The following is a 13,962-nucleotide window of genomic DNA, read 5'->3' on the forward strand; positions in this document are numbered from 1 at the left end:
GATGGTCGGTCCCTGCGGCGGACGACGATCGGGGGTTCCTGCCGGGGACGACGATCGGGGAACCCTGCCGGGGTCGACGATCGGCGGTCCCCACGGCGGACGACGGATCGGTGGCTCCGCGCGACGCGGGCTCGGGACCACTGGCTTAACCGGGCAGGAGGTCCGGTTAAGTTGCGCTCGGCCGAACTGAACGGACGATCATCGCCGCTGGATGGCCCGATCGGGCAGACGTCCGGTGGGAGGAGTGGCCCGGGTTCGGCCCGGGTGTTGTCGCCGTGGCGGCGTGTGCCCAGAGCCAGGGGCATGTTGGGGCACACGCCGCCAGCCACCGAGGACCGGCGCGACCCGCTCGGGGGATTCGTTAGCCGCGGTGGTCTCGGCCGTCCCCAGCCGACGCCTCGCGGCGCCGGTACGTGACGAACGCGAACGCGAGCCGGTCGTCCCGCTCGGCCTCCAGCCACTCGCCGGGCGGCAGCCTGGGGAACCGGGTCTCGCCGGATGCGGGCGCGTCGACCTCGGTCAGTTCGACCCGGGTCGCCGCGGGAAGCATTGCGTCGTACACCTGCCCGCCGCCCAGGACCCAGATCAGCTCCCCGCCGGGGAGCGCGGCGGCCAGGTCCAGCGCCCGTTGCGGGTCGGCGGCCGCCCGGGCAGCCTCCGCGGCCCAGTCCGGGTCCCGCGTGAGGACCACCGCGGGTCGACCGGGCAGCGCCGTCCCGATGGCGTCCCAGGTGCGGCGCCCCATGACGACCGGATGGCCCTTGGTCAGGCGCAGGAAGCGGCGCAGGTCCTCGCGCAGATGCCACGGCTGGTCCTCGCCGTCCCCGATGACCCCGTTGGCGGCGACCATCGCAATGAGGACGACCTCGCTGCCGGCCGGGGCGTGCGGGGCCGTGGGCCCGGATGGGGACCCGGCGCGGCCAGCCGGCTCGGGCGTCTCCTGGCTCATACCGCGATGGGGGCCTTGATGGGGGGATGCGGGTCGTATCCGAGCAGCTGGACATCCTCGATCACGTAGTCCTCCAGGCGAGCGCGCGGCGTCAGCTGGAGGGTGGGCAGCGGCCGCGGCTCGCGGGTCAGCTGCTCGCGGGCCTGGTGGAGATGATTGAGGTAGAGGTGCGCGTCGCCCAGGGTGTGCACGAAGTCGCCGGCGGTGAGCCCGGTGACCTGCGCGACCATGTGCGTGAGCAGGGCGTAGGAGGCGATGTTGAAGGGGACCCCGAGGAAGATGTCGGCGCTGCGCTGATAGAGCTGGCACGACAGGCGCCCATCGGCCACGTAGAACTGGAACAGCGCGTGGCACGGCGGCAGGGCCATCGCATCGACCTCGGCGACGTTCCAGGCGGAGACGATGTGCCGCCGGCTGGCGGGGTTGGTCCGGATGGACTCGACGACCCGGGAGATCTGGTCGATGGTGCCGCCATCCGGGGTGGGCCACGAGCGCCACTGGTGTCCGTAGACCGGGCCGAGTTCTCCGTCGGCATCGGCCCACTCGTCCCAGATGGAGATCCCGCGGTCCCGGAGCCAGCGCACGTTGGTGCTGCCGGACAGGAACCAGATGAGCTCCCCGACGATCGAGCGCAGGTGCAGCTTCTTCGTCGTGAGGACCGGAAAGCCGGCGCCCAGGTCGAAGCGCATCTGATGGCCGAACACCGACAGGGTGCCCGTGCCGGTGCGATCGTCGCGGCGGGCGCCGTCGGCGAGGACCCGGCGGAGGAGGTCGTGGTAAGGCTGCACGAGCACACCCTAGGACGGCCCTCCGACAACCGTCGGCACCGTCGTGGTGGGGGAGACCTCGGCTTCGGGACGTGCCGAGCCATGCGGGACACCGCCGTTCCTGGATGTGACCAGGGTCACATTCAGGTCTGGTCTTTCCCCGTAACGCCGATGTCGCGGTCCGCGATGTCTCGTGCGGTCGCGGCGCCCCCGGAACCCCCGAGCTGGTGGCGTCGCGGCTTTTCCCTTGTGCGGGATGGCGTGGCCGTGGTCGGGGGCTGTCGGAGCAGAGCGCTACCGTGAGGACACGGCGCAGGAACGCGCCGTGCTTCGACGTACCGTTGCCGCCCAGGAGACCCGTGAGCCACCCGCATCCCGAGCTGACCACCCCCCCGCCCCTGCCCCCCGGCGGGGTGCGCATCGTCGCCCTCGGCGGCCTCGGCGAGGTCGGCCGCAACATGACGGTGATCGAGCACGAGGGTCGACTCCTGATCGTCGACTGCGGAGTGCTCTTCCCCGACGACCATCAGCCCGGAGTCGACCTGATCCTGCCGGACTTCGAATACATCGCCGACCGGCTCGACGACGTCGAGGCCGTCGTGTTGACGCACGGGCACGAGGACCACATTGGCGCGCTGCCCTACCTGCTCCGGCTGCGGCAGGATCTTCCGCTGCTGGGCTCGCGCCTGACGCTCGCGCTCGTCGAGGCTAAGCTCAAGGAGCACCGCCTGACCCCGGTCACCCTCGAGGTCAAGGAGGGGCAGCGGCACCAGCTTGCGCACTTCGACCTGGAGTTCCTCGCGGTCAACCACTCGATCCCGGACGCGCTGGCCGTGGCCATCCGCACGTCGGGGGGTCTGCTCCTGCACACCGGCGACTTCAAGATGGACCAGCTTCCGCTCGACGGCCGCATCACCGACCTGCGCGGGTTCGCCCGGCTCGGCGAGGAGGGGGTCGACCTCTTCCTCACGGACTCGACCAACGCCGAGGTGCCCGGCTTCACGATGCACGAGCTGGACATCTATCCGGCGATCGAGCGGGTCTTCGAGAGGGCCGACCGGCGGATCGTCGTGGCCTGCTTCGCCTCGCACGTGCACCGCGTCCAGCAGGTGTTCGACGCGGCCGAGGAGTTCGACCGCAAGGTGGCCCTGGTGGGGCGCTCCATGGTCCGCAACATGACGATCGCTGAGGAGCTCGGCTACCTGCGCGTCCCGCAGGGCACCCTCGTCGACTTCCGCAAGCTGGGCGACTACCCCGAGGACCAGCAGGTGCTCGTCTGCACCGGGTCCCAGGGCGAACCGATGGCGGCGCTGTCCCGAATGGCCAACCGGGATCACCAGATCGAGGTCGGTCCGGGCGACACGGTGCTGCTCGCCTCCTCGCTCATCCCCGGCAACGAGAACGCGGTCTACCGCGTCATCAACGGGTTGATGCGCCTCGGCGCGCACGTGGTGCACCGCGGCAACGCCAGCGTGCACGTCTCCGGGCACGCCAGCGCGGGCGAACTGCTCTACTGCTACAACGTCGTTCGCCCCACCAACGTCATGCCCGTGCACGGCGAGTGGCGCCACCTGGTCGCCAACGGTGCGCTGGCCCAGGCCACCGGGGTGCCGAAGCGCCGGGTGATCCTCGCCGAGAACGGGGTGGTCGTCGACCTCCTCGACGGGATCGCGCGGATCTCGGGGGCGGTGGGCTGCGGCTACGTGTACGTCGACGGATCCTCGGTCGGCGGCACCGACGAGGCCCTGCTGAAGGACCGCAGAATCCTGCGCGACGAGGGCTTCGTCACGGTCATCGTCGCCGTGGACGCGAGCCGCGGGAAGGTGGCGCAGGACCCGGAGATCCTGTCCCGGGGGGTCCCCGAGGGGGAGGAGAACTTCCGGCGCGTCGTTCCCGTGCTGGTCCAGGCGGTGGAGGAGGCGATCGCCAAGGGCGTCGTCGACCCCTACCAGCTCCAGCAGGTGGTGCGTCGCACGGTCGGCTCCTTCGTGGGCGGCAAGTTGCGCCGCCGCCCGATGATCATCCCGGTGGTCATCGAGGTCTGATCGATCCGCCTTCGTGGTCTCGACGGGCCAGGTCGGGTGGGGCCTGCCTGGTCAGGTGTGCTGGTCGTGGCGTACCAGCCGGTCGAGGAGTCGTCCGGCGAGGTCGGCGGCCCGGCGGCCCTCGACGTACCGCGCCGCGCTCGCCCGCTGACTCACCGCCGAGGGGCTGATGTCGAGCCGCAGGGCGCACTCGCGTCCGGTCAGCCCCGCGTCCATGTGGTCGGCCACCGCCCACCCCTCGACGCTGCGCCCGTGCCAGAGGTCGGCCAGGAGCCACAGGCACGTCTCCGCGTCCTCGACGGCCTTCGGCGGCGGTCCGGTGCGGCCCCGTCCCCAACTGGCGCGCAAGGCCACGCCCTGGTGCGTCCGATGGGCGGCAGCGAGGGCGACCCGGGCGGCGGCGTACGCCGGGGCTCGAACGGTTCGGTTCCCGGGGGCTGACCGAACGCCCGCCTCGCCCGGAACGCCCCGACCCCGGCCGGCCGGTTCCGCTCCGCCGCACCCGATCCCGACCTGCCCGGCACCGGCCCGCAGCAGGGTGCGCAGGGCGGCGACCACGCCCGCACCGTCGACCGGGACTCCCTCCCACGGCGATCCCTCGCCGGCCTGGAACGGGCGGGCCATCGGGACCGAGGCCAACTCGGCGACCGGCCATCCCTCGCGGGGAGCCGAGGCGGTGACAACCAGCAGGGCACGCATGCCCGCGGAGGCGCGGGACGGTGTGGAGTCCTCGCAAGTGGGGGAGTCGGGGGAGTCTGGGGAGTCGGCAAGCGGTGGCGACGCCGTCATGAGAGGCGAGTTTAAGTGAGGTTCCTTCACCTGGACAGGCGCTCCGGCGCGCCTCCGGGGCGTTGTCGGTGTGGTCCCCTAACCTGCCAGCGTGGTGAATCGTGCCCCCTCAAGTGCCCGGTCCGGACCCCAGGGTGCGACCGCCCGCCCCGGCAGGGGGCGTGGCGCCGGGGCGAGCAGCCGCTCGCCCGGCCGTGGTGGTCCCAAGGGCGGCGGGCTACCGCTGCCCCTGCGCGCGTTGCGGGGCACCTGGACGGGAGTGGCGCACGTGACGGGAAACGCCTTACGGCGGGTGGGGTCCACGGCCGGTGACCTCGAGCCCGAGCACCGCCGCGACGGGGCCGGTCTCCTGCTCATCGCGCTGGCCATCGTGGTGGCCGCGCGCGAGTGGTGGGGGCTGCCCGGCACCGCCGGCGGTGTGATTCACGCGGTGGCGGCCGGCACGTTCGGCCGGGTGGCGCTCGTGCTGCCCGTGGCCCTGGCGGCGCTGGGCGCTCGGGTGCTGCGCGCGCCCGACGACGTGCAGGGCACCCATCGCGTCATGATCGGCGGCGCCGCCCTCGGGCTCGCGGCCTGCGGGCTGGTGCATGTGGCCTACGGCGTGCCCGCCCCAGGCGACGGGTTCGATGCCGTCCGCGACGCGGGCGGCATCCTCGGCTACCTCATGGCCGCGCCCCTGGTCGCCGGGCTGCGCGCCTGGGGCACGGTCCCGCTGCTGATCCTGCTCGGCGTCTTCGGGATCCTGGTCGTGACCGCCACCCCGGTGCACCGCATCCCCGACCGGCTGAGAGACGCCTACCGCCGGCTGTTCGGCGTCGATTCTGCGGCGACTCGCGGGGCCGGCGGCGGAGCCACCGCGCTCGACGAGGGTGCGGCCACCGACTCCGGTCGACCGGGCGGGCGCAAACGTCGCCGCGGGGTGGGGGACGACGGCCCGCGCGACGGAGACGAGGCTTTCGAGCAGGCTGCCCAGGTACACCGGGAACGCGGCGGCCGGCTGCTCCGCCGCCGCGCGTCGTCCGATGGCGGCGACGGGACCGATCGCCGCGGCCAGTCGGCTCGCGCGGACGCAGCGGGGGACCAGCCGGGCACCGGAGCGGCAGAGGCCGCGGGGGCAGCCGGGGAAACTGGACCAACCGGGGCCACGGCGGCGCGGCGCCCCTCGCCGAACGATTCCGGGGCCGAAGGCCGGACCGCCCATGGCGGGACAGGGGCGCCCGGAGCGGTAGGTGCGCGCAGCGCTGACGTCGCCGGGGTCGGTGGTGCGGCCGGCCCGGCGGCCAGCGCCGGCGCGTCGGGTGGCGCGGGGTTCGGCGCTCGCGGGGCTCGACCTGGGGAGCCCGGCGCCGTCGAGGCTGCTGGCGAGGCCGGAAAGCCGGCACTCACCGCCCCCCCGACGGACCCGCTGCCCCAGCGCGTCGAGCAGTTGGCGCTGGCCGGGGACATCGCCTACACGCTGCCGGATCCTGCGGTGTTGGCTCCCGGCACCCCGCCCAAGTCGCGCAGCGCGGCGAACGACCGCGTCGTGGAGTCGCTCACCGAGGTCCTCGACCAGTTCGCGATCGACGCCCAGGTCACGGGCTTCATGCGCGGCCCGACGGTCACGCGCTACGAGGTCGAACTCGGCCCGGGCGTCAAGGTCGAGCGGGTCACCGCGCTCTCCAAGAACATTGCGTACGCCGTCGCCAGCGCCGACGTGCGGATCCTCTCGCCGATCCCCGGCAAGTCCGCCATCGGCATCGAGATTCCTAACGCCGACCGCGAGAAGGTCAGCCTGGGCGACGTCCTGCGCAGCCAGGTGGCGCACAACAACACCCACCCGATGGTGATGGGCGTCGGCAAGGACGTCGAGGGCGGCTACGTCATCGCCAACCTCGCGAAGATGCCGCACCTGCTCGTCGCGGGCGCCACCGGGTCGGGCAAGTCGAGCTTCGTCAACTCGATGATCACCTCGATCCTCATGCGGTCCACCCCCGACGAGGTGCGACTGATCCTCGTCGACCCCAAGCGGGTGGAGCTCACGGCGTACGACGGCATTCCGCACCTCATCACCCCCATCATCACCAGCCCCAAGAAGGCCGCCGAGGCCCTGCAGTGGGTGGTGCGGGAGATGGACGCGCGCTACGACGACCTGGCGGCGTTCGGCTACAAGCACATCGACGACTTCAACAAGGCCGTGCGGTCCGGGGCGGTCAAGCCCCTGCCGGGCTCGGAGCGGGTGCTCCAGCCGTACCCCTATCTGCTCGTCGTCGTCGACGAGTTGGCCGACCTGATGATGGTGGCTCCTCGCGACGTCGAGGAGTCCATCGTGCGCATCACCCAGCTCGCGCGCGCCGCGGGCATCCACCTCGTGCTCGCGACGCAGCGTCCCTCGGTCGACGTCGTCACCGGCCTCATCAAGGCCAACGTGCCGAGCCGGATGGCGTTCGCGACGAGTTCGCTCGCCGACAGCCGGGTCGTCCTCGACATGCCCGGCGCCGAGAAGCTCATCGGGCAGGGCGACGCGCTCTTCCTGCCCATGGGGGCCAGCAAGCCCATGCGCGTACAGGGCGCGTGGGTCACCGAGAGCGAGATCCACCAGGTCGTCAAGCACGTCACCGAGCAGCTCAAGCCCAGCTACCGCGACGATGTCACCGTCAAGGCGGCCAGCAAGGTCATCGACGAGGAGATCGGCGATGACTTGGAGCTGCTCGTCCAGGCCACCGAGCTCATCGTCAACAGCCAGTTCGGGTCCACCTCGATGTTGCAGCGCAAGCTGCGGGTCGGCTTCGCCAAGGCCGGCCGGCTGATGGACCTGCTGGAGACGCGTGGGGTGGTCGGCCCCTCCGAGGGCAGCAAGGCCCGTGACGTGCTGGTCAAGCCCGACGACCTGGCCGCGACGCTCGCCGTGATCCGCGGCGAGGACCCGCCCCCGGCGTACGACGATGACGACGACCCGGGCACCCGCGGACCGGGCGAACACGACGGCGGCGGCGACCTGGGCGGCGGCGCGGCCGGGTACGGCGCCCGGCCGGGCGGCGGCGGCCCGGGCGGACGCGACCCGTACGGCGGCCCGACGCGCGACTCCCTGGCGCCGGAGGGCTACGACGAGATCGACGGCGACGAGGGCTCGACGGACGCCTGGGAGCTGACCGGGCGGGGACCCGACCGCTACTGAGCGCGCGCCTTAGGGTGCGGCGTCACGAGGCGACGTCCTCGACGTCCCGCAGCACCCGCAGGGCGTTCTGACCTGCAAGCTTGCCCAGGTCCGCAAGCGACCACCCGCGGTCCGCGAGGGCGCCGAACAGGTTCGGGTAGCAGGACACGTCTTCCAGGCCGACCGGGACCGCGTCGATCCCGTCGTAGTCGCCCCCGAGCCCGACGTGGTCGATGCCGGCGACCTCGCGAACGTGCTCCACGTGGCGCACGACGTCGTCGAGGGTGGCCACCGGGCGACCCTCGACCCGGGGGGCGAGAAAGGCCTTGAAGCCCATGTAGTCCCGCGCGTCCACGCCGGCGGCGGAGGCGGCTTCGAGCTGCACGGCGATCCAGTCCGCGCAGGTTTGGGAGACGAACTGCGGCACGAAGGTCACCATGCACACCCCGCCCCGGGCCGCCATGGTCGCGAGGACGTCGTCGGGCACATTGCGCGGGCTGTCGCAGACGGTGCGCGCGCTGGAGTGGCTGAACAGCACGGGTGCGGTGCTCGCGTCCAGGGCCGCCCGCATGGTGTCGGTCGAGACGTGGGAGAGGTCGACGATCATGCCGAACCGGTTCATTTCGGCGACGACCTGGCGGCCGAAGTCGGTCAGGCCCGCGCAGTCGGGCTCGTCGGTGGCCGAGTCGGCCCACCCCACGTTGTGGTTGTGGGTGAGGGTGAGATAGCGAACGCCCAGGCGGTACAGGCTCCGCAGGACGCCGAGCGAGCCCGCGATGCAGTGCCCTCCCTCGGCGCCCAGCAACGAGGCGATGCGCCCGTCCTCCCGAGCGGCGGCCACGTCGTCGGCCGTCGTGGCGAGCACGAGATCCGCGGCGTAGCGCGTCGTCATGGCGCGGACGGCGTCGACCTGCTCGAGCGTGGCCGGCAGGATCTGCGCGTCGGGGAGGGTGGCCGGGACGTACACCGACCAGAACTGGGCTCCCACGCCACCGGCCCGCAGCCGGGGGATGTCGGTGTGGACGCGCGGCTGCGGGACGCCGATGTCGAGGTCGTCCCAGTCGTAAGAGGCGAGGTTGCGGGCGGCCCACGGCAGGTCGTTGTGGCCGTCCACGAGCACGGCCTCCGCAGGCAGCTGGCGCAGGGCGTTGACGTCGCGCATTCCCCCATGCTGCCGCATGGCGCCGACAAGGCACGGCTGCCGGTCGGCGGGCCGCCGCCCCGTACAGTGGGCCTATGACCGGATCAGCGGCGCAGCGGGTCCCGGCGCGCGGTTCGGTGGCGCTGATCACCTTGGGCTGCGCGCGCAACGAGGTCGACTCCGAAGAACTGGCCGGGCGCCTGGCGGCGCAGGGGTGGCAGGTCGCCGACGACCCCGCGACCGCCGATGTCGCGGTCGTCAACACCTGCGGCTTCATCGAGGCGGCCAAGAAGGACTCGATCGACGCCGTCCTGGAGGCCGCGGATCTCAAGGGGAGCGGCCGGACCCGCGCGGTGGTGGCCGTGGGGTGTCTGGCGGAACGGTACGGCGAGCGGCTGGCCGCCGAACTGCCCGAGGCGGATGCCGTCCTGGGGTTCGACAGCTACGCCGACCTCTCCACCCACCTGACGGACATCCTCGACGGGGGCCATCCGGCCGCCCATGTGCCGGTCGACCGCCGCGCCCTGCTGCCGTTGACCCCGGCCGCGCGGCCCCAGGCCGTCGGTGCCGTGGCGGTGCCGGGCCACGACGTACCGATGCGGCCGGCACCCGACGTACCAAGCCGGGCGTCTGCCGACGTCCCGCCGTTCACTCCCGGCGCGGCCCCGGCTGCCACCCTCGACGTCCTGCCTGGGGCAGGGCTCGGTGGGCCGCGGCCCGTGCGCTCCCGGCTGGACGCGCGCCCGTGGGCGCCCCTGAAGATCGCCTCCGGCTGCGATCGGCGCTGCGCCTTCTGCGCCATTCCGTCGTTCCGCGGCGCCTTCGTGTCCCGCCAGCCCGCCGACATCGTGGCCGAGGCCCGTTGGCTGGCTGGTCAGGGGGTTCGTGAGATCTTCCTGGTCAGCGAGAACTCGACGTCGTACGGCAAGGACCTGGGCGACCTGCGGCTGCTGGAGCGGCTGCTGCCCGAGCTCGCGCAGGTCGAAGGCATCGACCGGGTGCGGGTGAGCTACCTGCAGCCGGCCGAGATGCGCCCGGCGTTGGTGGCGGCCATCGCGGGCACGCGCGGCGTGGCGCCGTACTTCGACCTCTCGTTTCAGCACGCCAGCGAGCCGGTGCTGCGCCGGATGCGCCGGTTCGGGTCGGCGGAGGCGTTCCTGGGGCTCATCGCCGGGATCCGGGATCTCGCCCCCACCGCGGGGATCCGCTCGAACGTCATCGTCGGCTTCCCCGGCGAGACCGAGGAGGACGTCGAGGTCCTGGCAAGCTTCCTGGAGGCGGCGCGCCTCGACGCCTGCGGGGTGTTCGCGTACTCCGACGAGGACGGGACCGAGGCGGAACGGTACGCCGCCAAGGTCGACACCGACGTCATCGAGGCCCGCCACGACCGGATCACGGCGCTGGCCGAGGAGCTCACCGCCCAACGCGCCGAGGAACGTTGGGGCGAGCGGGTGGTCGTGCTGGTGGAGGGCGTCGAGGACGGCGTGCCGGTCGGGCGTGCAGCGCATCAGGGACCCGACGTGGACGGCGTCTGCCAACTCATCGGCGAGGTCGCCGACGTGCGGCCTGGCGCCTGGGTCGTGGGCGAGGTCGTCAGCAGCGAAGGCGCCGACCTCGTCGTGGAGGTGACGTGACCGTGGCCGCCCCCGTCGGGGAGCCGGGGGCCGCAGCGACCCCCGGGCCGGCCCAGGCCAGCCCGTGGAATGTGCCGAACGCCCTGACACTGCTGCGGATCGCGCTGGTCCCGCTGTACGGCTGGCTCCTCCTCACCGACGGTGGGAGCCGCGCCGACCTGCGCTGGTGGGCGTTCGGCGTGTTCGTCCTCGCCATGGCGACCGACCGGCTGGACGGCGACATCGCCCGGGCGAAAGGCCTCGTCACCGACTTCGGCAAGGTGGCCGACCCCATCGCCGACAAGGCCCTGACCGGGATGGGATTTATCGGGCTCTCGCTCATCGGCCAGCTGTGGTGGTGGGTGACGATCGTCGTCCTGGTGCGCGAGTGGGGGATCACGCTGCTGCGCTTCGTGGTCATCCGGTACGGCGTCATGCCGGCCAGCCGCGGCGGCAAGCTCAAGACCACCCTGCAAGCGGTGGCCCTCGGCCTCATGACGGCTCCGCTGGGCGCGCCGTGGTCCGTGCTGGCCGCCGTGGTGATGGCGGCGGCCGTCGCCGTGACTCTGGTGACCGGGGCCGACTACGTGGTCAAGGCCCGCCGCCTCGTTGGGTCGGCGCGGAAACCCGTGGCGGGGCGGGAGCCGGCCGGTCGGGACGCCGATCGGGACGGCGGTTCGTGAACGGCGATGAGCCCGGGCTGGCCTGGGCTCTCGTGGCCGACCTCCGCGCGTCCGGGCAGTCCGTCGCCACGGCCGAGTCGCTGACCGGCGGCCTCGTCGTCGCCGCCCTGGTCGACGTACCCGGCGCCTCCGCGTGCGTGCGCGGCGGCATCGTCGCCTACCAGAGCGACGTGAAGGCCGATCTGGTCGGCGTCGACGCCGGGTTGCTGGCGTCCGGCGGCGCGGTCCAGGCCGAGGTCGCGGCGCAGTTGGCCCTGGGCGCGGCCGAGCGGTTGGGGGCGACGTGGGGGATCGGGACCACGGGGGTGGCGGGCCCGGACGCGGCGGACGGCCAGCCCGTGGGGACCGTGTACGTCGCCGTCGCAGGGCCGATCTCGGCGGGGGTGGCCACTCGACTGCTGACGTTGTCCGGGAGCCGGGCCCAGATCCGTGCCGGCGCCGTCGCCGGGGCATTGGCCCTGCTCAAGGAGCAGATCGACCTCCGGGGCGGCCGTCCCGGCGGTCCATGAGGCACGCCCGGGTCGCGACGGTTATCCTGGACATCAACAGGCCGCAGGTAAGTTATGGGCCTGACGTTCCACCGTACGACGCGCGGCCCCGGCACCGGCGGCCTGCCCGACCAGGGAGGTAGGCGCATGATCCTGCTCAGGCGGGAGATGGGTGACGCCCTGCGGGAATGCCGGGTGGGGCAGGGTCGCACCCTCCGCGACATCTCCTCGGCAGCGTCGGTATCGCTGGGCTACCTCAGCGAGATCGAGCGAGGCGAGAAGGAAGCCTCCTCGGAGCTGCTGGCGGCCGTCTGTGGCGCCCTCGAACTGCCCCTGTCCGTGCTCCTCGGGCGCGTCGCGCAGCGGGCGGCCGTCGCCGAGGGCGCGGGCACGCTCGGCGAGGGCGCGTGCACGCCGGTCGCGCTTCCCGTCCCCCACGAGCTGCCGGTCCAGGCCTCCGCCGCCTGACATTGCCCGCCTGAGGACCACCCGCTCGGGTGCTCAGCGCCTCGGGGTCAGACCCACGCCCGATCGCTGGATCGCATAGCGCTCGTCATACCGGAACCCCTTGGCGACCGTCCCGCCCGCCGTCGTGACGACCAGTTCCGTCGGGCCGGGGGCCGAGGCCGGGGCCGTGATCACGACGTGCGTCGCGTCGTTGGCCACGATCACCGCCGGGCGACCCCCGATCGCCACGCTGGCACCGGCGAGATTCGTGCCGCTGATCGTCACCGAGTCCCCGCCCCGGGTGCGCGCCACCGCGGGGCTGACCGCGGCGACCAGGGGAGCGGGGACGTTGGCGGGACGGACGGCCGCCACCGCCTTCGCCGCATTCAGCACCCCCACGCCGTATCCACTGGTGCTCTCGGCGTACGGGGTCGCCGTCCGCACGAGGATGTCTCGGACCTGCGCGGCGGTGAGCTTCGGCGCCAGGGACCACACGAGCGCGGCGACGGCCGACACGTGCGGCGTCGCCATCGAGGTGCCGCTGCGGGTCAGAACCGTCCAGCCGTTGGGGTCCGCTTCGTGGGCGCCGCTGTTGGCCAGCGACGTGATGCCGGAGCCGGGCGCCGACAGGCCGACCGCGGCGCCCCAGTTGCCGTACGTCGCGGCCGCGCCCGAACTGCCCGAGGCGCCGACGACGAGCACATTGCGGCAGTTCGCCGGGGTATAGCCGGCGACGTCCTCGCCGTCGTTCCCCGAGGCCACCACCACTAACGCGCCCAGGGCCGTGGCCTGGTCGATGGCGTGTTGCTCCATCGGCCCGCAGGAGCCGGGCCCGCTCAGTGACAGGTTGATGATCTTCGCGGGGGTCTGGTTGGCGGGGACGCCCGGCACGGCGCCGCCCGCGGCCCACACCATCGCGTCCGTGATGTCGGTGTCGGTGCCGCCGCACCGGCCCAGGGCACGGACGGGCAGGATGCGACTCGCCGGGGCGATGCCCGCGACGCCGAGGCCGTTGCCGGCGAGTGCTGCAATGGTGCCGGCGACATGCAGCCCGTGCCAGGACGAGGACCGGGAGGCCGGGTCGTCGCAGACGCCGTACGGCATCCAGTCGCCGGCATCCGTGGCGTCGGCATCCCGGCCCGATCCGTCGAGGGCGTAGGCGGGGTCGCTGATGAAGTCGTACCCGGGCAGGTACTGGCCTGCGAGATCGGGGTGGGGCAGCGAACCCGTGTCGATCACGGCGACGGTTACGCCCGCGCCACGGCTGGCGGTCCAGGCCTGGGGAACGCCGATGGCCGGCAGGTCCCACTGCTGCGGGTAGCTCGGGTCGTTGGGGGTGGCGGTCGGTTGCAGGCGGCGCTCCGGCACGGCGTACTCCACCCCCGGTTGCGCCGCGATGCGCTGGGCGACGGCGACCGGGTCTCCGGCGACCTCGACGACGCTGCCGCCCGTGGCCGTGCTGCGCGGCTCGGTGGCGGTCGAACCGACGGCCGCGACGGCCCGGCTGACGCGCTCGTCCCGGGTGGCCGACTGGGCGGGTGACTCGGCCGGGGCAGCGGCCGGCTCGGTGAGCTTGACGACGACCTTGCCGGTGTATCGAGGGGCGGCCCCGGGGCGGCTGCCGGTCCCTGAGGTGGTGGTGCCGCCGCCGGGACGGGTCGCGTTCGTCGCCTGAGGCGTGCCGGCCGGTTTGAGGGGCGCCGCGGACGCGGCGACTCCGGGCGCCGCGCTGGCCGCCAGAAGTCCGGCGGCCGCGACGACCGAGGCGACCCTGCGCCGTACCGACATCTGCACTCCTTCTGCGCCCCTACTGCAGGGATCGGTCGCATCCGTGCCTCACGGCCCCCATCGGCGAGGGGGCCGAGCTCATGAGACGGTGGCCGCCGGCCCCTGGACGCTCGCCT

General features: G+C 73.2%; 11 protein-coding genes. 6 read left to right on the plus strand and 5 right to left on the minus strand.

All coding sequences use genetic code 11. The features are described 5' to 3' along the window. Positions 1-361: 361 nt before the first annotated feature. Positions 362-949, minus strand: a complete 588-nt coding sequence (locus tag IPK37_15675) for a dihydrofolate reductase (GenBank protein ID QQS00302.1) — start codon at positions 947-949, stop codon at positions 362-364. Beyond that, the gene (locus tag IPK37_15680; GenBank protein QQS00303.1) at positions 946-1,737 is read right to left on the minus strand and encodes a thymidylate synthase; all 792 of its coding nucleotides are present in this window, start codon (positions 1,735-1,737) and stop codon (positions 946-948) included. The genes IPK37_15675 and IPK37_15680 overlap by 4 nt, the downstream gene beginning before the upstream one ends. A gap of 338 nt (positions 1,738-2,075) precedes the next feature. On the opposite strand from IPK37_15680, the gene IPK37_15685 reads away from it, so the two are divergent. Then, positions 2,076-3,761 carry a ribonuclease J gene (locus tag IPK37_15685; protein ID QQS00304.1) on the plus strand — a complete coding sequence of 562 codons (1,686 nt, stop codon included), beginning with the start codon at positions 2,076-2,078 and terminating at the stop codon, positions 3,759-3,761. Positions 3,762-3,812: 51 nt separating this feature from the next. Here the strand turns inward: IPK37_15685 and IPK37_15690 are convergent, their stop codons facing one another. Next, the gene (locus tag IPK37_15690) at positions 3,813-4,550 is read right to left on the minus strand and encodes a hypothetical protein (protein ID QQS00305.1); all 738 of its coding nucleotides are present in this window, start codon (positions 4,548-4,550) and stop codon (positions 3,813-3,815) included. 292 nt (positions 4,551-4,842) lie between these two features. Here IPK37_15690 and IPK37_15695 point away from each other — a divergent pair, with 292 nt between their 5' ends. Beyond that, positions 4,843-7,707 (plus strand): DNA translocase FtsK 4TM domain-containing protein, encoded by a 2,865-nt coding sequence (locus IPK37_15695; GenBank protein ID QQS02933.1) that lies wholly within the window; start codon positions 4,843-4,845, stop codon positions 7,705-7,707. Between the two features lie 22 nt (positions 7,708-7,729). Here the strand turns inward: IPK37_15695 and IPK37_15700 are convergent, their stop codons facing one another. Beyond that, entirely contained in the window at positions 7,730-8,848 is a 1,119-nt protein-coding gene (locus IPK37_15700) for a dipeptidase (GenBank protein ID QQS00306.1), read from the minus strand. A 74-nt stretch (positions 8,849-8,922) separates the two neighbouring features. Here IPK37_15700 and rimO point away from each other — a divergent pair, with 74 nt between their 5' ends. From rimO to IPK37_15720, 4 genes are all read left to right on the plus strand, one after another. Then, the gene (gene rimO, locus IPK37_15705) at positions 8,923-10,461 is read left to right on the plus strand and encodes a 30S ribosomal protein S12 methylthiotransferase RimO (protein ID QQS00307.1); all 1,539 of its coding nucleotides are present in this window, start codon (positions 8,923-8,925) and stop codon (positions 10,459-10,461) included. Between the two features lie 2 nt (positions 10,462-10,463). Continuing rightward, a complete protein-coding gene (gene pgsA, locus IPK37_15710) occupies positions 10,464-11,123 on the plus strand; it encodes a CDP-diacylglycerol--glycerol-3-phosphate 3-phosphatidyltransferase (protein ID QQS02935.1) in 660 nt (219 codons plus the stop codon). A gap of 17 nt (positions 11,124-11,140) precedes the next feature. After that, positions 11,141-11,632: a nicotinamide-nucleotide amidohydrolase family protein gene (locus IPK37_15715; GenBank protein QQS02934.1), complete on the plus strand. Its 492-nt coding sequence runs from the start codon at positions 11,141-11,143 to the stop codon at positions 11,630-11,632. 126 nt (positions 11,633-11,758) lie between these two features. Next, positions 11,759-12,079 carry a helix-turn-helix transcriptional regulator gene (locus IPK37_15720; protein QQS00308.1) on the plus strand — a complete coding sequence of 107 codons (321 nt, stop codon included), beginning with the start codon at positions 11,759-11,761 and terminating at the stop codon, positions 12,077-12,079. A gap of 33 nt (positions 12,080-12,112) precedes the next feature. On the opposite strand, the gene IPK37_15725 is transcribed toward IPK37_15720, so the two are convergent. Next, positions 12,113-13,846, minus strand: coding sequence for a S8 family serine peptidase (locus IPK37_15725; protein QQS00309.1), 1,734 nt, complete (start codon positions 13,844-13,846; stop codon positions 12,113-12,115). Between the last annotated feature and the right edge of the window lie 116 nt (positions 13,847-13,962).

It is taken from the genome of Austwickia sp. (genome assembly GCA_016699675.1).
Classification (GTDB): Bacteria; Actinomycetota; Actinomycetes; order Actinomycetales; family Dermatophilaceae; genus Austwickia.